The following is an 18,228-nucleotide window of genomic DNA, read 5'->3' as shown; positions in this document are numbered from 1 at the left end:
CTGTCTCACTATTGTTTTATCAATATTGCTTTCTAGAAAGTTCAGAAGTGTGGTATTCTTTATTAAGAAAATTAAATGGGGGCGTATCATTTTGGTAAAGCTTTTTACACGAAATCGTATGTTACTGATTCTTGTCGGTATCATTGTACTAATACTAATGATCGGTTTTTCTATGTCCGACCGGACGTCTTCCACCAGAGCAGAACAATTTACTGGTGATACTGTCGCAGCGACACAGTCGATTATCGGCGCGCCGGTGAATTTTATATCTAATATTTTTACAAATATTACGGGCGGCTTCAGAGCCCAGAGCGAAAATGAAGAACTTCGTAACCAGCTGTCCATGCTGCCGCAGATGCAGGCGGATATTGAACGGCTTGAAGCGGAGAATGAAGAACTCAGAGAGGCACTTGATGTCAGTTCAAAGCGGGAATATGAAGCGGTGAATGCACGTGTGATTTCACGGGACCAGGATCAGTGGCTTGATAATTTCACTATTGATAAAGGTGAAAATGACGGCATCCAGGAAGGTATGGCGGTCATGACACCGGACGGCTTAATCGGGTCGGTAAAACGTGCAAACGGTAATTCAAGTTTTGTTGAAATGATTACTACAAACGTATCGCAGAACAATTTGTCCGTTGAACTTCATCATGACGGTGAGCAGGTTTTTGGAAATATCAACAGCTTTGATCAGGAACGGGGGCTTCTCGTTGTGGATAATATCCGTAATAATCAGACAGTCGCAGAAGGCGATGAAGTGTTTACGAGCGGTTTAATCGGCGACTTCCCTGAAGGATTGATTATCGGCGAAGTGGTTGAAGTTGAGAATGATGAGTACGGTTTAAGTCAAAATGCACATGTCAGACTGAACAGCAGTCCTGAAAATGTGGATATGGTCTTTGTACTGGAACGTAATCCTGAATCGGTGGAGGATTAGTTTTATGCGAGCATTGGTTATATTTATCTGCGGTTTGATTTTTATGTATATTGATTTTTTATTTTCAGAGTTCAGTCCGCTGTTTATCAATGAACTGAGTATTTATATTGTTCCGAGAATGCTGTTTATGTACATATTGCTGATATCCATCTATGTCAGTCCGCAGATCAGTGCGTTTTTTGCGGTGCTGTTCGGTCTGATGATTGATGTGTATGTCGGTCTTATATACGGGGTACATACTTTTGGAATCGTGATGTTCGTTATTTTCATGCATACAGCATTCAGAGTCTTTTACAAAGACTTTGTGGCGATGGCGTTTGTTGTCCTGCTGCTAACATTTTTATATGATGCATATATTTATCTTGTGTATACGATACTCGGTCTTGTGGACATGCCGTTATTTGATTATTTCGCACTCCGTTCTGTGCCGAGTCTGTTAATCAATGCGCTGCTTTATATGGTTATATTTATTGTGAGTCTTAAAACATCAAAAGTGAGAAAAAATATTCTGGGTAAATATTGACACTGCAGTGGTGTTTTGCTATAGTTTAGTAGTTGATGAATTTTGTAAATATCAACCGCACAATTACGGGTTAAAGAGACAGTTGTCCACCTGTAAATGGCGTGTCTTATTAAATATCAGGAGGTGTAAGTATGTTTGCAATCATCGAAACAGGCGGTAAACAGGTTAAAGTTGAAGAAGGACAAACAATCTACGTTGAAAAAATCGACGCTGAAGAAGGCGGAACATTTACTTTTGACAAAGTATTATTCGTAGGTGGAGACAGCGTTAAAGTTGGCGCTCCAACAGTTGAAGGCGCAAGTGTATCAGCGAAAGTTGAAAAACACGGACGCGGTAAAAAGGTCACTGTTGTTAAGTTCAAGCGCAGAAAAAACTATTCACGCAAACAAGGTCATCGTCAGCCTTATACAAAATTGACAATTGAAAAGATTGAAGCGTAATGATTCACGTCACAATTAATATTAATGATGACGGCTTAGTCTACGCATTTACAATGTCCGGTCATGCTGATTTTGATGAGTACGGCAAAGATATTGTATGTGCAGGTGCTTCTGCTGTTGTGTTCGGTGCAGTCAATGCTGTAATCAATATGACAAAGAGCGAGCCGATGATTAATATGAATGAGGAGAACGGACTGTTTCATTTTGAAGTAGACGATCCTGATGTGGAAAAGTTGCAAATCATTCTTGAATCAATGATAATATCACTTAAGACCATAGAAGATGAATATGGGGAATATATTAATATAAAGTATTTGTGAGGTGAAATTCATGCTTAAATTAAACTTACAGTTCTTCGCATCCAAAAAAGGTGTAGGTTCAACGAAAAACGGTCGTGATTCAGAATCTAAACGCCTTGGTGTTAAAAGACAAGACGGACAATTTGTTACCGGCGGTTCAATCATTTTCCGTCAACGTGGTACTAAAATTCACCCAGGTGAAAACGTAGGCCGCGGCGGTGATGATACTTTATTCGCTAAAATCGACGGCGTGGTTAAATTCGAACGCTTCGGTCGCGATAAGAAACGCGTTTCCGTATATAAGGAAGCAAAATAATGAGTGATGAGCATCAGCTTCTGCTGGTGCTTTTTATTTTATGTATAAAAATAGATCAATGATATAATGATTAAGGAATTGAGGTGAAGGCATGTTTATAGATCAGGTTGAGATATACTTAAAAGCCGGTGACGGCGGAAATGGTATTGTTGCCTATAGAAGAGAAAAATATGTACCTCTCGGCGGACCTTCCGGGGGTGACGGCGGAAATGGTGCGGACATCATTTTTGAAGTCGATGAAGGATTAAGAACATTAATGGATTTCAGGTATCAAAGACATTTTAAGGCGAAGCCGGGTGTCCATGGTATGAATCAAAACATGCACGGCAAGAACAGTGAAGCACTTGTTTTGAAAGTGCCGCCGGGTACAATTGTGAAACGTAAAGATACAGATGAAACACTCGCAGATTTAACACAGCATGGTCAGAGTAGCGTGATTGCCAGAGGCGGACGCGGCGGACGCGGGAATTCCCGGTTTGCATCAGCGCGTGATTCAGCACCGGATTATGCAGAAAACGGTGAACCCGGGGAAGAACTTGAAGTTGTTCTTGAACTCAAACTAATGGCGGATGTCGGCCTTGTCGGTTTTCCGAGTGTCGGGAAATCAACACTTTTGAGCACGGTATCAAAGGCGAGGCCAAAAATCGGTGCCTACCCGTTTACAACCATTAAGCCGAATCTTGGTGTAGTGGAAACAGGAGACGGGCGTTCATTTGTAATGGCTGATCTTCCGGGATTGATTGAAGGGGCTTCTGACGGAACGGGACTCGGTCATCAGTTTCTCCGCCACGTTGAAAGAACGCGTGTCATTCTTCATGTGATTGATATCAGTGAAATGGAAGGCAGAGATGCTGTTGAGGATTATAAAATCATCCGCCGTGAACTTAAACGGTATAATGAAAGACTGACTGAACGTCCTGAAATTATTGTGCTGAATAAGGCAGACCTTGTGAATGATGAAGAAGTGTATGAATTATTTAAGTCGGAGGTCGGAGAAGATAAAGAAATTTATCCGATTTCTGCGGCGACCCATCAAAATATTGATGAACTGCTTTACCGTGTGGCTGATTTACTTGAGCGTACTGAAAAGGAAGAAATCGTTCCGGAAGAATCAGATACAAGAGTGGTATACCGTCACGAAAAAGATCCGGATGCATTTGAAATCACACGTGATGATGACGGTGCATATGTTGTTTCAGGCGGTGCGATTGAGCGTCTGTTTAAGATGACGGACTTTAACCGTGATGCAGCCGTGCGCCGTTTTGCAAGACAGATGCGCTCAATGGGTATTGACGAAGCACTGCGTGAACGCGGCATCAAAGCAGGTGAAACAGTCCGTATTCTCGGCGGAGAGTTTGAATTTGTAGAATAGGGTGAGAATATGTATCAATATATTTCGGGTGCATTAAAAGAAGTGACCCCGCTCCATATTACAGTGGATGTACAGGGCGTCGGTTATTTAATTCATGCACCGAATCCTTTTCGTTTTGAAGGCAGTATTAATGAAAATGTTACGGTATATACTGAACTGATTGTCAGAGAGGACAGTCATACATTGTACGGCTTTAAAACAATGGAGGAGAAAGAATTATTTTTGTCACTGTTAAAAGTGACCGGCATCGGTCCGAAAAGTGCACTCGCTATCCTTGCAGCATCAGCACCTCGGGAAGTGATTCAAGCCATTGATAATGAAGATCAGGCTTATATGCAGAAGTTTCCGGGTGTCGGTAAGAAGACTGCGAGCCAGATTATTCTGGATTTAAAAGGCAAGCTGACACCAGGTGAGGAAGTCAGTGTTTCAAGCGGTGCACACTTCATAAAAGAAGCGATGCTTGCACTGGAAGCACTCGGGTATTCAAAAAGAGAATTAAGTAAAATTAACAAAAAATTGAGCGGGCAGGATGTGTCGTCGGTGGATGATGCAGTGAAGCAGGGCTTGAAATTACTCGTTCAATAGTTAAAGAGGTGTCATAAATGGACGACCGTATTTTAGACGAAGGACAGACGGCTCACGAAGAGCAGTTTGAAATGTCCCTAAGGCCGGAACTGTTAACTCAGTATATTGGTCAGGGTGCATTGAAAAGTAATTTAAAAGTATTTATTGAAGCTGCAAAAATCAGAAAAGAGGCTTTGGACCATGTGATACTATATGGTCCGCCGGGACTTGGTAAAACGACGCTGTCCAATATTATTGCGAATGAAATGAATGTAAATATACGGACCACAACCGGACCGGCTGTAGAACGGGCCGGGGATCTTGCGGCGATTTTATCGAGCCTTGAAGCAGGTGACGTTTTATTTATCGATGAAATTCACCGGCTGCCGCGTGCTGTTGAAGAGATTTTATATTCGGCAATGGAGGACTTTTTTATCGATGTGGTTATCGGTAAAGGAGAAGAGGCGAGAAGTATCCGTATTGATCTGCCGCCGTTTACACTGGTCGGTGCAACGACGCGCTTTGGCAGTTTGTCAGCGCCGCTTCGTGATCGTTTTGGTGTACAGCTCCGTCTCGAATATTATGATACGGAAAGTCTGATTACAATTGTTAACAGAACGGCTGATATTTTCGAAGTGGCTATTGATGACGACAGCGCAGTTGAACTCGCGAGACGGTCCCGGGGGACACCGCGTATTGCGAACAGGCTGTTAAGACGGGTGCGTGACTTTTCCATTGTGAAAGACGAGCAGTCAATTTCACTTGAAACGACGAATCATGCACTAAAAGTGCTTGAAGTTGATCCCGAGGGGCTTGACCCGACAGATCACAGAATTATGCAGACCATTATTAACACGTACGGCGGCGGACCGGTCGGCCTTGAGACTGTTGCGGTCTCAATAGGTGAAGAAGTGATTACGCTGCTTGATGTGTATGAACCTTATTTAATACAGCGGGGCTTTTTAGAAAGAACACCGCGCGGAAGAAAAGCAACGACGAAAAGTTATGAGTACTTTGAGGGAAAACGACAAAGTGACTTGTTCAGCCGGGAGGATTAACGTTGAAGTTAGATGAATTTGATTTTGATTTACCAGAAGAATTAATCGCACAGACGCCGCTGCTGGACCGTTCCAGCAGCCGTCTGCTTGCGGTGAATAAAGAAACAGGCGCATTAAATGACAGTGTATTTAAAAATATTACTGACTATATGAGCCGCGGAGATGTGCTGGTATTAAACGATACAAAAGTACTTCCCGCCCGCCTGTTCGGTGAGAAAGAAGATACCGGTGCAAAAATTGAAATGCTGCTTTTAAAGCCGGTTGAAGAAGCATATGAGGTGCTGATCCGTCCTGCGAAGCGGGTGAAGGAAGGCACCAGAGTATCTTTTGGACACGGTAAACTGACAGCAGTATGTACGGCAGTATTTGATGAAGGAATCCGTCATGTGAAGCTTGAGCATGAAGGGATTCTTGAAAATGTGCTGGATGAACTCGGCAGTATGCCGCTGCCGCCTTATATCAAGGAAACATTAGATGACAATGATCGTTATCAAACTGTGTACGCAAAAGAAACCGGATCTGCCGCGGCACCGACTGCAGGGCTTCATTTTACTGATGAGCTGCTGGATGAGATTAAAAGTGCCGGTGTAGATGTTGTCACAATCACTCTTCATGTCGGCTTAGGTACATTCAGACCCGTCAGTGCAGATACGATTGAAGAACATAAAATGCATTCGGAATATTATACTGTTTCAAAGGAAGCGGCAGAGCGTCTGAACCGTGCTAAAAGTGAAGGCAGACAGATTATCAGTGTCGGAACAACAAGTACCCGGACACTTGAAACAGTCGTGAGAGACTACGGTGAATTCGTAGAAGCCAGCGGTTTTACGGATATATTTATCTATCCTGGTTTTCAGTACAGGGCAGTGGATACATTAATTACTAATTTCCATCTGCCGAAATCATCCCTTGTAATGCTGGTCAGTGCGTTCACGGGACGTGACAATATCATGAATGCATACAGGCATGCTGTTGAAGAAAACTATCGTTTCTTCAGCTTCGGTGATGCGATGATTATTTATGGAGGACAGACAGATGGCAATTAGGTACGAGCATATTAAAACATGTAAACAGACAGGTGCACGCCTCGGCAGGCTGCATACACCGCATGGTGTAATTGATACGCCGATATTTATGCCTGTTGGTACACTGGCGACAGTTAAATCAATGACACCTGAAGAACTGGCAGATATTGGAAGTCAGATTATTTTATCAAATACGTACCATTTATGGCTGAGACCGGGAAGTGACCTGGTCAGGGAAGCGGGCGGACTTCACAGTTTTATGAACTGGGATAAGCCGATTCTTACAGACTCAGGCGGCTTTCAGGTGTTCAGTTTAAGTGACCGCCGTGAAATTAAGGAAGAGGGCGTTCATTTCAGAAGTCATCTGGATGGCTCCAAGCTTTTCTTAAGTCCTGAAGGTGCAATGGATATACAGCATGACCTCGGCTCTGATATTATGATGTCATTTGATGAGTGCCCGCCGCACCCGGCAGAGCATAAATATGTTAAAGATTCTATTGAGAGAACCACGAGATGGGCTGAACGCGGTCTGAATCATCATGTGAAAAAAGGCCGTGACAAAACCCAGGCACTGTTCGGTATTGTTCAGGGCGGCGAGTATAAAGATCTGCGTGAGCAGAGTGCGAAAGACCTTGTATCTCTCGATTTCCCGGGATACTCCATCGGCGGCTTGTCTGTGGGCGAGCCGAAACCAATCATGTATCAGGTGCTGGAAGACACTGTACCGCTCCTGCCGTTTGATAAACCGCGTTATTTAATGGGAGTAGGCTCTCCGGATGCTTTGATTGAAGGTGTCATCAGAGGGATTGATATGTTTGATTGTGTGCTGCCGACACGTATCGCAAGAAACGGCACAACAATGACATCTCAGGGCAGAGTCGTTGTGAAAAACCAGAAATTTGCCCGTGATTTTTCACCGCTTGACCCGAATTGTGACTGTTATACCTGCCGGAACTACACCCGCGCGTATCTCAGACATTTATTTAAAACAGATGAAATTCTAGGATTACGACTTACTACTTATCATAATCTATATTTTCTGTTAAAATTAATGGAAGATGTTCGAAGTGCGATTTTGAATGACTCCTTATTGGATTTTAAAGAAGCGTTTTTCGAATCTTATGGATTAAACATTGCTAATCCTAAAAATTTCTAAGCAAAAGGAGTGATTTTTAAACATGGATATGATTATGGCATTTTTACCTTTTATCGCAATTATCGCTGTAATGTACTTCCTGATGATTCGTCCTGCACAAAAAAAGCAGAAACAAGTCCAGGAAATGCAGAATGATCTGCAAAAAGGTGATGACATCGTAACAATCGGCGGCATGCACGGAACTGTTGAATCTTTCGACCAGAAGCATATGTACATCCGTACAGAAGACAATGGTCCGATACTTAAGTTTGAACGTGTAGCCTTAAAAGAAGTTGTTAGATAAATTAAAAGCCGGCACATTGTTGTCGGCTTTTTGTATTTATATTTAGATATTCCCGCGTTATAATAGAAGCGTTGATGTTTTATATAAAATCGAGGTGTCTTATTTGAGAAAGAAGTTTAGTCACATTTTATTAGTGCTGTTAATCATACTTGGTTTAGGCACCACTATTTTCCTTACTGTTGATGATGTCAGAAGTGATGTTAATCTGGGTCTGGACTTACAGGGCGGTTTTGAAGTTCTGTACCAGGTCGAACCTTTGGATGAAGGAGACGTTATTGATGATACAGCGGTAAGCAGTACTGCGAGTACACTGGATTCACGTGTGAATGTGCTCGGGGTATCCGAACCGAATATTCAGATTGAAGAGGGCAACAGAATACGTGTTCAGCTTGCCGGTATAGAAGATCAGGCGGAAGCGCGTGAGCTTTTATCCACACAGGCGGAACTGACTATTCGTGATGTCGACGATAATATTCTGTTGTCCGGTGCGGATCTTGTACAGGGCGGTGCCAGCCAGAACTTTGATGAGATGAATAATGCAATGGTTTCACTGCAGCTTCAGGATTCCGATAAGTTCAGGGAAGTCACTCAGGAAATTTCTGAACGGCCTGCAGGAGAAAATTTAATGGTCATCTGGATGGACTTTGTTGAAGGAGAAGATTCCTTCAGTGCGGAAGCTCAGTCGGAAGATCCGAAATTTATCTCTGCACCGAGTGTCAGTGAAGCAATCAATTCTACTGAAGTAATGATTTCAGGGGGCTTCCAGGGTCAGGAAGGTGTCGAACGGGCACAGAATATTGCGGAACTGTTAAATTCAGGCTCACTTCCTGTACATCTTGAAGAAGTGTATTCCACTTCAGTCGGGGCACAGTTCGGGGAGCAGGCACTGCAGGAGACATTGTTTGCGGGCTTTATCGGGGTTGCACTCGTATTAATATTTATGATTGCATTCTACCGCCTGCCGGGTCTTATTGCAGCGGTAACACTGGTTGTTTATATTTACTTAACTGTACTTGGGTTTAATACAATCAGCGGTGTTCTCACACTGCCGGGGATCGCAGCATTGATTCTCGGTGTCGGTATGGCAGTCGATTCGAATATTATTCTATATGAGCGGCTGAAAGATGAGCTTAGAATCGGTCATTCATTAAAGCAGGCATACAGGCGTGCAGCAGGAAATTCAATATGGACGATTATTGATGCGAACTTGACGACAATGATTGCAGGGCTTGTCCTGTTTGCCTTTGGTACAAGCAGTGTTAAAGGTTTCGCAACGATGCTGATTCTGTCAATATTAATGAGTTTTGTCACAGCTGTACTGTTAACACGTATTCTAATGAGACTGGTGGTTCATTCGAATTATTTCAGTCAGAAACTCGGCTTGTTCGGTGTGAGTGAAAAGTCCCGTTACAAATTGGCTGAGAATAAAGGGATTGAAGACTTAACTACACCATGGGACCGGTTTAACTTTGTTAAGCACGCAAAGAAATTCTTTATTTTCAGCGGTCTTTTGATTATCGCGGGATTGATTATCTTGAGCATATTCAGGTTAAATCTCGGTATTGATTTTACGAGTGGTACCCGTGTGGATATCGAGACGGACGGTTCGGAGTCTGTCACTGAAGTAGAAGAGACACTGGAATCACTGGATGTGCCGCCGGATAATATTACGACATCCGGCGAGGCGATGGTTGTTGCGAGATACACTTCCGACTTATCCCAGGAAGAAGTGAACTCCGTACAGACCACATTCAGTGAAATGTATGATCATGAACCGATGATCAGTACAGTCAGTCCGACAATCGGTCAGGAACTCGTGAGAAATGCACTGCTTGCGCTTGCCATCGCATCCATTGGTATTATTATTTATACCTCCATTCGTTTTGAGTGGCGGATGGCACTGCCGGCTGTTCTCGCACTCCTGCATGATGTCTTTATTATGCTTGCAGTATTTTCGATTTTCAGAATTGAAATAGATATTACATTTATCGCAGCAGTATTAACAATTGTGGGTTATTCCATAAATGATACGATTGTTACACTGGACAGAATGAGAGAAAATCTGCGTAAAATTAAAATCATCCGTGATCCGGAAACAATCGATATTATTGTTAACCGGTCATTGAGGCAGACGGCTACCCGGTCGATTAATACTGTACTGACTGTGATGGTTGTTGTAGTATTCCTTGTGCTGTTCGGGGCAGGGTCAATATTCGGCTTCTCTCTCGGTCTGTTAATCGGACTTATCAGTGGTGTATACTCATCATTCTTTATCGCAGCACAGCTTTGGGGTGTTCTGAAGAAACGTCAGTTAAAAGCAGCCGGCGGGGAGCTGGTTGTATACCGTGAGAAGAAAAAAGATGATGACAAAATATTAGTATAAATTAACGCCTGGGGTTTCCCAGGCGTTTTTAAAAGGATGGTATGTATGTATCAATCAAAATTTGAGTGGAAAGTACGTGAAAAAACGTCAGAAATCAGCGATGAGTTAGTCGAACGTTTTAAATTGAACGGTCTGGAACAAACGATTTTAGAAAACAGAGGATATTGTGATGAATCATCATTAAATGATATTTTTGAGCCTGTCTGTCACTCGTATGAAGATATTTTTGAAATGGATAAAGCCGTTGACCGGATTAACCGGGCATTTCAAAATGATGAAAGCATATTAATATATGGTGATTTCGATGCAGACGGTATTACGAGTACCGCTGTTTTATATGACGCACTGCTGAAGAAAACAAGTAATGTTGAGTACTTTATTCCAAACCGTATCACTGACGGATACGGACCGAATGAACAAATATTCAATGAAGTAGTGATCGGTAATTTTGATTTAGTCATTACTGTAGATAACGGTGTTTCTGCAGCACATGAAATTGCTATGCTGCGGGAACATGATATTGATGTCATCATCGTGGATCATCATACATTCGCTGCTGAACTGCCGGATGCAGTGATTATTCATCCTGCTCATCCAAAAGGGACATATCCGTTTCCTCATCTTGCAGGTGTCGGAATCACATATAAGCTGACAGAAGCACTGGGTCTCCATGAAGCGTCATATCTCGGTCTTGCGGCAGTAGGGACAGTTGCGGATATCGTGAAGATGACAGGTGAAAATAAACGGATTGTGATGGATGGATTAAAAGAGTTAAATTCTGACACACCTATAGGGATTAAAAATCTTCTCAGAGTCGGCGGACACAGTGGAAACATTGACGAAGAAACCATCGGTTTTACGATAGCGCCGAGGTTAAATGCTGCCGGCAGACTTGATGATGCCTCAATCGGTGTTGAACTGCTGATGACGAAAGACCAGGGAGAGGCATACGAGAGTGCAACTGAAATAGAGTCATTGAATGCGAGACGGAAGGACCTGGTCCATCAGTTTTATAAAGAAGCGGAAGCACAAATTAAAGATGAAGATGTCATTATTGTTTATGATAATGAGTGGCATCCGGGTGTACTTGGTATTGTGGCATCAAGGATTGCAGACAATTACGGCAAGCCTGTCATTGCACTCACACTGTCTGAAGAAGGCAGCTATAAGGGGTCTGCACGTTCAATTGAAGGACTTGATTTTTTATCTCTGGTCAAAGAGAGCGGTGCGGATTATTTAAACTGCGGCGGCCATGCGGGTGCTTTCGGTATTGAAGTTGCAGAAGATTCCATAGAAGGATTCAAATCTGACATTGTTGAACATGTTTCACAGCTCGATATGGATTTTAAGCCGTTAAAAAATATTGACTATGCGATTAACCAGTCTAATTTAACTTTAAAAGAATTCGAACGATTCAACCGGCTGAAGCCTTTCGGTCATCAGTTTATGACGCCGCTTTTTATGATCAGTAATGTGAAAGTCAGAACTTTAAAGCGGGTCGGCAAAGATGCGGCACATATTAAAATGACACTTGATGGTATCGATGTAGATGTTATCGGCTTCAACTTCGGCCATCTGGCACATGAAGTATCTGTCGGGGACGATATCAGCATCATTGGTGCTGTGAATGTGAATGAATTTAATCAGGAAAGAAAACTTCAGATGATTCTGCAGGATATCAGAATGGACCAGGTGCAGCTTCTTGATATGCGGAGCCGTGCCACTCAGGATTTCTCAATCATTTCACAGAATGATTATTTTCTGGTTTCATCAGGCGAACGCCGGAGTGACCATTATTATTACTATGGAGAGGCACTGCCGTTTACGATGGATACATTGATACTGAGAGATCTCCCTGAAGATATATCAAAATTGAAAGCTTCTTTGAAAGGGATTCATGTATCTAAAATTATCATGATTTTTAACAGCAAAGAGGAACTTTATTTCTCGGGTATTCCAAATGAAGTGATTATGGATAAAGTGTTCAGCCTGATCGGCGGGGCGGATGACGGCGCAATCAATTTGATGAAACACGCACCTAAATTTTCAGAGAAGCTGAATATCAGTATGAAAATTTTAAAAATGGCGATTGATATACTTGAGGAACTGGGCATTATTTCTGTAGAAAATGCTATAATATACAAGAAGGACAAATTTCAATCAATTGAGAGTGTGCCTTTACATGATTCAATGTTAATGAAAAATTTATTGTCACGTCTTGATGCGGAAAGTCAATTGAAAATGTCATCTGCAAATGAAGTGAAGTCACTGATGAAAGACATGATTTAATGATGGAGGAAGTTATGGATTTAAGAAAATATGTATCAGAAGTTGAAGGATGGCCGAAGCCGGGCGTCAGTTTTAAAGATATCACGACAGTTATGGACAACGGTGAAGCTTATAAATATGCGACAGACCAGATTGTTGAGTATGCGCGGGAAAAGGAAGTTGACATTGTTGTCGGTCCTGAAGCAAGAGGATTTATAATCGGCTGCCCGGTTGCTTACAGTATGGGAATCGGTTTTGCGCCGGTCAGAAAGAAAGGTAAGCTTCCAAGAGAAGTGATTGAGTATGAGTATGACCTTGAATACGGCTCTAATGTATTAACGATGCACAGTGATGCGATTAAGCCGGGACAGCGTGTTCTGATTACAGATGATTTACTGGCAACAGGCGGGACGATAGTCGCAACCATTAAACTAATTGAGGAAATGGGCGGTATTGTCGCAGGAATTGCTTTTCTGATAGAACTTAAGTATTTGAACGGGATTGAAAAGCTGGAAGGGTACGATACTGTCTCATTAATTACTTATGATGAGTAAAAGTCTGTGTTTACAGGCTTTTTTTCATTGATATATTTATTTGCAGAATGTTTTATAGTATGATTGATTTATCTATTTTCCTGAACAATAAGAGGTGAGGTCATGAGTAAAGAGTATCCGTATACAGCTGAAGATGTATTTAATATGTGTCAAAAATATATGAGTGACGAAGACATCGTCTTAATTAAGAAGGCTTATGATCTGGCATATGCAGCACATGACGGTCAACTTAGGAAAAACGGTCTGCCTTATATATTACATCCGGTACAAGTGGCGGGCATATTGGCGGAGCTTAATTTAGACTGTCCGACAATCATTGCCGGCTTTTTACATGATGTTGTCGAAGACACAGCGTATACCTATGATGATTTAAAGAAAATGTTTAATGCGGAAGTGGCAGTCATTGTAGATGGTGTCACAAAGCTTGAGAAAGTAAAATACCGGTCGGATAAAGAACAGCAGGCGGAAAATCACAGAAAATTATTTGTCGCCATCGCTAAGGATATCCGGGTGATTCTGGTTAAGCTTGCTGACAGGCTCCATAATATGCGGACCTTAAAGGCGATGCCTCAGGAAAAACAGTATAGAATCTCTATGGAGACACTTGAAATATATGCACCGCTTGCACACCGGCTGGGTATTTCGAGTATTAAATGGGAACTTGAAGATATTGCACTTCGTTATATTGAACCGAAACAGTATTTTAAAATTGTCAGCATGATGAAAAAGAAACGCAGTGAACGTGAAGGTGTTATTAACGAGGCGATAGAAAAAATTGAGTCCGAGATGAAGAAAACACATGTGGACGGACATTTATCCGGACGTCCGAAACATATATACAGCATTTACCGGAAAATGAAGAAGCAGAATAAACAGTTTGATCAGATTTTTGATTTACTCGCAGTGAGGGTGCTGGTACACAGTATTAAAGACTGCTATGCTGTACTCGGTGTGATTCATACAATCTGGAAACCGCTGCCCGGCAGGTTTAAAGATTATATTGCTATGCCGAAACCAAACATGTATCAGTCACTGCATACAACAGTGGTGGGTCCGCAGGGTGATCCGCTTGAAATTCAAATCCGGACATTTGAAATGCATGATATCGCAGAGCACGGGGTTGCCGCACACTGGGCGTATAAAGAAGGTAAAACTTTAAATCAGACGAAAGCTGTTGAGAAAAGAATTAACTGGTTTAAAGATATCGCAGAGCAGGAAACATCCTCGCCGGACGCTGAAGAGTTTATGGAAGGCTTAAAAACAGACCTCTTGAGTGATAAAGTATATGTATTTACACCTGAGGGCGATGTTGTCGAGCTGCCGCAGGGTGCTGTACCGATTGATTTTGCATACCAGGTCCACTCTGAAGTCGGGAATAAAATGATTGGTGCGAAAGTGAACGGGAAAATTGTGACGATTGACCAGGAACTTCATACTGGTGACATTGTTGAAATCAGAACAAGCAAGCAGTCGTACGGACCGAGTATGGACTGGCTGAAACTGGTTAAATCCAGCAGTGCAAAAAATAAAATCCGTTCATTCTTTAAAAAACAGGACCGTGCGAGTAATATTGAAAAAGGCCGGTTTGCGGTTGAAACAGAGATTAAAAACAGAGAATATAAGCCGGATGATGTTTTAAAGGACAAGAATGTTGATCCTGTATTAAAACGTTATAATTTGAATCAGGAAGATGATTTATTTGCGATGATCGGCTTTGGCGGTGTGACTGCCCAGCAGGTTACGAACCGGCTGATGGAAAAAATTAAAGCTCGTGAAGAGAAAAATGAACAAATCTCTGAAATAGACAGAACACACCATTACAAAGAAGTGTCCACTGAATCCGGTGTTTATGTTGAAGGCATGGACAATTTGCTCATCAATTTGTCTAAATGTTGTAATCCAATCCCGGGAGATGTTATAAAAGGATATATCACAAAAGGACACGGTGTGAAAGTCCACGTTGAAAGTTGTCCGAATATTCGCAATGAAAAAGAGCGTTTAATCGATGTGGACTGGGTACAAAGCAAGAATAAAGACCGCAGATATCAGGCGGATTTAGAGATACGCGGTTACGACAGACAGGGTCTCGTCAATGAAATCCTCAATGTAGTTACCAGCACAAAATTTCCGATTACGAGCGTAAATGCTAAAGCGGATGAAGATAAGAACGCAAAAGTGAGTATTTCTGTAATGGTGCAGAACACCACTGATTTACATCGTGTAGTAGATAAGGTAAAACAACTTGCAGATGTTTACAGTGTTGAAAGAGTCTTTAAGTGAGGTGTAATTAGTGAAGGTTGTTTTACAGAAAGTGTCCTATTCAAGAGTCACAACAAAAGAATTATATAATGAAATTGACCAGGGGTATATGCTGCTGGTCGGAGTAAACAATGAATCAACTGAACAAGATGCAGAAAAACTGGCAGATAAAATCGCAAACTCCAGGAATTTTGAAGACAGTGATGGAAAAATTAATTTATCAATTAAAGATGCCGGCGGTGAGATTTTAAGTATTTCACAGTTCACACTATATGCAGATGTAAAGAAAGGAAACAGACCCGGCTTTACAAATGCAGCAGGGAAAGACAAAGCACTGCCGCTCTATAAACATTTTAATAAACATTTAGAATCACATGACATTGTAGTAAAAGAAGGATTTTTCGGCGAGCATATGGATGTAACTATCCATAATGACGGACCGATTACGATGATTTATGAATCCAGAGATGGAAAAATTGTTTAATGGACAGTATTAAGAAAATCTTTAAAAGTGTCATGGAAAAATGTTTGTTTTTTCTAAAGAATAAAAAGCATCTGTATATTATTCCAATGTATTTTATTCTTGTCAGTGTACTGTTTATTCTGCTTGCCAACTTTATATATGAACGATATCTGGTGCCTGAAGAGACAGAGGAGATCACAATGGATTTTACGGGTGGAACAGATGAACCTGTCTATGAATTTAACGGTGAAACCGTTGTGATTGATCCGGGGCACGGCGGTCATGATCCGGGTGCTTCAAGTGTAACTGGCCTCACTGAAGACGAGATTGTTTATAATGTGGCTTTACAAATGCAGGAAAAACTTGAGAGTCAGGGAGCGGAAGTTATTTTAACCCGGGAACCTGATGAATTTAAAACACTTGATGAGCGTAATGTTGATGGTGATTTATTTGTGGCACTTCACAGTGATGCAATAGAAGACAGCTCGATATCCGGTTTTACAGTATATTACACTTATCCGAATCAACAGGAATTTGCAGAAAATATCAGCAGTGCATTGGACAAATACTCATATTTCTACAACCGTGGTGTTAACCAGGAAAACTTCCAGGTGACATGGCAGCTCGATTATCCGGGTGTTCTTGTGGAGCTCGGCTATTTAAGCAATGCGCTGGATGACAGAATCATTGCTGACGAGGAGTATCAGGAATTAATGGCGGATGCACTTGTAGAAGGAATTTATAATTATTTGTATGAGTAGGGTTGACTTTGGTTTTATAAGTCACTATTATATAAAATAATCAGATATTATATTCGATGACCCAAAGAGGATAGATTATAGGAAGTACCAGAGAAATTCATCACAGGCTGAAAGTGAATTCTTCTAAAATGTATCTGCTGACACTTTGGCAGAATCCTGACAATCAGGCGGCGGCAGTCGATATCATGTTAAAGGATCATTTAATGATGATCGAAGCAGGGTGGCAACGCGATATATTCGTCCCTTATACCGTCAGGTATAAGGGGCTTTTTTATTTTCAAAAATTTAAAAGGAGTGACTGTGATGATTCAAATTCCAAGAGGGACACAGGATGTTTTACCTAAGGACACATATAAATGGCAGTATATTGAAAACCAGCTGAATGAAATTGCCAAAAATTTTAACTATGCAGAAATCCGTACACCGATTTTTGAGGCGACTGATTTGTTTGTAAGAGGTGTCGGAGGATCTACTGATATTGTAAATAAAGAAATGTATACATTTAAAGATAAAGGTGACCGGAGTCTTACACTCAGACCGGAAGGTACTGCTTCTGTAGCAAGAAGCTACATTGAAAATAAAATGCAGCATGATGTCAACCAGCCGGTAAAAGTATTTTATAACGGTCCGATGTTCAGATATGAACGCAGTCAAAAAGGACGTTTCCGTCAATTCGTACAATTTGGTGTTGAAGCGATTGGCGTAGAGGACCCTCTGATTGATGTAGAGGTCCTTTCCATGCTGATGTATATTTATCAATCATTCGGACTCAAACACTTAAAGCTGCACATTAATTCCATTGGAGATCACAATTCCCGCGCGCAGTACAATGAAGCGCTGGTGAAACATTTTGAACCGAGAATTGACGAGTTCTGCAGTGACTGTCAGTCACGTATTCACACAAATCCGATGAGGATACTTGACTGTAAGAAAGACCGGGATCATGAATTAATTCAAAATGCCCCGATCATGTATGATTATTTAAATGATGAATCAAAAGCATACTTTGAAACAGTTAAAGAAAACCTGACAGCACTCGGTATAGATTATGAGGTGGATTATAACCTGGTCAGAGGGCTGGATTATTATACACACACTGCCTTTGAAATGATGAGCAGTGCAGACGGCTTCGGTGCGATTACTACGCTCTGCGGCGGTGGAAGATATAATGGTCTGTTGGAGCTTTTGGACGGACCGGAAGAAACCGGAATTGGTTTTGCATTGAGCATAGAACGTCTGCTTCTCGCTTTGGAAGCGGAAGGTATAGAACTGCCGGAACCGGAAGGTCTTGATTTATATATCTGTACGCTTGATTCACAAGCTGCAGTAACTGCAAACCGTCTTCTTTACAACCTGCGTACAAACGGTGTCAGTGCAGATATGGATTATAAGCACCGTAAATTAAAAGCACAGATGAAAGATGCCAACAGAAAAGGTGCTAAATATACAATTGTACTTGGTGAAAACGAACTCGAAACAAAACAGGCTGAACTTAAAAATATGGAAACTGGTGAAACAAAAAGCGTACACTTTGAAGAAATTGCCAGCCACTTGGAGGAATAAT

Annotated in this window: 18 protein-coding genes and 1 other annotated feature; all 18 genes read left to right on the top strand. The window is 41.7% G+C overall.

What is annotated here, in order from left to right; genetic code table 11:
* Positions 1–91 precede the first annotated feature (91 nt).
* The 18 genes from mreC to hisS all read left to right on the top strand — a co-directional run bounded on the left by mreC (position 92) and on the right by hisS (position 18,227).
* Positions 92–940, top strand: a complete 849-nt coding sequence (mreC, locus tag ACFSX4_RS03910; RefSeq protein ID WP_377771738.1) for a rod shape-determining protein MreC — start codon at positions 92–94, stop codon at positions 938–940.
* Between the two features lie 4 nt (positions 941–944).
* Positions 945–1,463, top strand: a complete 519-nt coding sequence (gene mreD / locus ACFSX4_RS03905; RefSeq protein WP_377771736.1) for a rod shape-determining protein MreD — start codon at positions 945–947, stop codon at positions 1,461–1,463.
* 43 nt (positions 1,464–1,506) lie between these two features.
* Positions 1,507–1,580: a sequence feature (ribosomal protein L21 leader region), on the top strand.
* A gap of 14 nt (positions 1,581–1,594) precedes the next feature.
* On the top strand, positions 1,595–1,903 hold the full coding sequence (gene rplU, locus ACFSX4_RS03900) for a 50S ribosomal protein L21 (RefSeq protein ID WP_377771734.1): 309 nt from the start codon (positions 1,595–1,597) through the stop codon (positions 1,901–1,903).
* Positions 1,903–2,223 (top strand): ribosomal-processing cysteine protease Prp, encoded by a 321-nt coding sequence (locus tag ACFSX4_RS03895; RefSeq protein ID WP_377771732.1) that lies wholly within the window; start codon positions 1,903–1,905, stop codon positions 2,221–2,223. Before rplU ends, ACFSX4_RS03895 begins: the two co-directional genes overlap by 1 nt.
* A 10-nt stretch (positions 2,224–2,233) precedes the next feature.
* Entirely contained in the window at positions 2,234–2,518 is a 285-nt protein-coding gene (gene rpmA / locus ACFSX4_RS03890; RefSeq protein WP_377771730.1) for a 50S ribosomal protein L27, read from the top strand.
* A 91-nt stretch (positions 2,519–2,609) separates the two neighbouring features.
* Positions 2,610–3,890, top strand: a complete 1,281-nt coding sequence (gene obgE, locus ACFSX4_RS03885) for a GTPase ObgE (protein WP_377771728.1) — start codon at positions 2,610–2,612, stop codon at positions 3,888–3,890.
* A 9-nt stretch (positions 3,891–3,899) separates the two neighbouring features.
* The gene (gene ruvA, locus ACFSX4_RS03880; protein ID WP_377771726.1) at positions 3,900–4,475 is read left to right on the top strand and encodes a Holliday junction branch migration protein RuvA; all 576 of its coding nucleotides are present in this window, start codon (positions 3,900–3,902) and stop codon (positions 4,473–4,475) included.
* A 17-nt stretch (positions 4,476–4,492) separates the two neighbouring features.
* Positions 4,493–5,512, top strand: a complete 1,020-nt coding sequence (gene ruvB, locus ACFSX4_RS03875; RefSeq protein ID WP_377771724.1) for a Holliday junction branch migration DNA helicase RuvB — start codon at positions 4,493–4,495, stop codon at positions 5,510–5,512.
* A gap of 2 nt (positions 5,513–5,514) precedes the next feature.
* Entirely contained in the window at positions 5,515–6,558 is a 1,044-nt protein-coding gene (gene queA, locus ACFSX4_RS03870; protein WP_377771722.1) for a tRNA preQ1(34) S-adenosylmethionine ribosyltransferase-isomerase QueA, read from the top strand.
* Entirely contained in the window at positions 6,548–7,693 is a 1,146-nt protein-coding gene (gene tgt, locus ACFSX4_RS03865; RefSeq protein ID WP_377771720.1) for a tRNA guanosine(34) transglycosylase Tgt, read from the top strand. Before queA ends, tgt begins: the two co-directional genes overlap by 11 nt.
* A gap of 22 nt (positions 7,694–7,715) precedes the next feature.
* Positions 7,716–7,976 (top strand): preprotein translocase subunit YajC, encoded by a 261-nt coding sequence (gene yajC / locus ACFSX4_RS03860; RefSeq protein WP_377771718.1) that lies wholly within the window; start codon positions 7,716–7,718, stop codon positions 7,974–7,976.
* A 103-nt stretch (positions 7,977–8,079) separates the two neighbouring features.
* On the top strand, positions 8,080–10,359 hold the full coding sequence (secDF, locus tag ACFSX4_RS03855; RefSeq protein WP_377771716.1) for a protein translocase subunit SecDF: 2,280 nt from the start codon (positions 8,080–8,082) through the stop codon (positions 10,357–10,359).
* 45 nt (positions 10,360–10,404) lie between these two features.
* On the top strand, positions 10,405–12,648 hold the full coding sequence (recJ, locus tag ACFSX4_RS03850; protein ID WP_377771714.1) for a single-stranded-DNA-specific exonuclease RecJ: 2,244 nt from the start codon (positions 10,405–10,407) through the stop codon (positions 12,646–12,648).
* 2 nt (positions 12,649–12,650) lie between these two features.
* Positions 12,651–13,181 carry an adenine phosphoribosyltransferase gene (locus ACFSX4_RS03845; protein WP_377773439.1) on the top strand — a complete coding sequence of 177 codons (531 nt, stop codon included), beginning with the start codon at positions 12,651–12,653 and terminating at the stop codon, positions 13,179–13,181.
* A gap of 102 nt (positions 13,182–13,283) precedes the next feature.
* Positions 13,284–15,461 carry a RelA/SpoT family protein gene (locus ACFSX4_RS03840; RefSeq protein WP_377771712.1) on the top strand — a complete coding sequence of 726 codons (2,178 nt, stop codon included), beginning with the start codon at positions 13,284–13,286 and terminating at the stop codon, positions 15,459–15,461.
* A gap of 10 nt (positions 15,462–15,471) precedes the next feature.
* The gene (gene dtd, locus ACFSX4_RS03835) at positions 15,472–15,924 is read left to right on the top strand and encodes a D-aminoacyl-tRNA deacylase (RefSeq protein ID WP_377771710.1); all 453 of its coding nucleotides are present in this window, start codon (positions 15,472–15,474) and stop codon (positions 15,922–15,924) included.
* Entirely contained in the window at positions 15,924–16,664 is a 741-nt protein-coding gene (locus tag ACFSX4_RS03830) for an N-acetylmuramoyl-L-alanine amidase family protein (RefSeq protein WP_377771708.1), read from the top strand. Before dtd ends, ACFSX4_RS03830 begins: the two co-directional genes overlap by 1 nt.
* A gap of 303 nt (positions 16,665–16,967) precedes the next feature.
* Positions 16,968–18,227 carry a histidine--tRNA ligase gene (gene hisS / locus ACFSX4_RS03825; protein WP_377771707.1) on the top strand — a complete coding sequence of 420 codons (1,260 nt, stop codon included), beginning with the start codon at positions 16,968–16,970 and terminating at the stop codon, positions 18,225–18,227.
* The last annotated feature ends 1 nt before the right edge of the window (position 18,228 follow it).

It is taken from the genome of Corticicoccus populi (genome assembly GCF_042686195.1).
GTDB lineage: Bacteria > Bacillota > Bacilli > Staphylococcales > Salinicoccaceae > Corticicoccus > Corticicoccus populi.
This window is presented reverse-complemented; position numbering and strand designations above follow the sequence as displayed.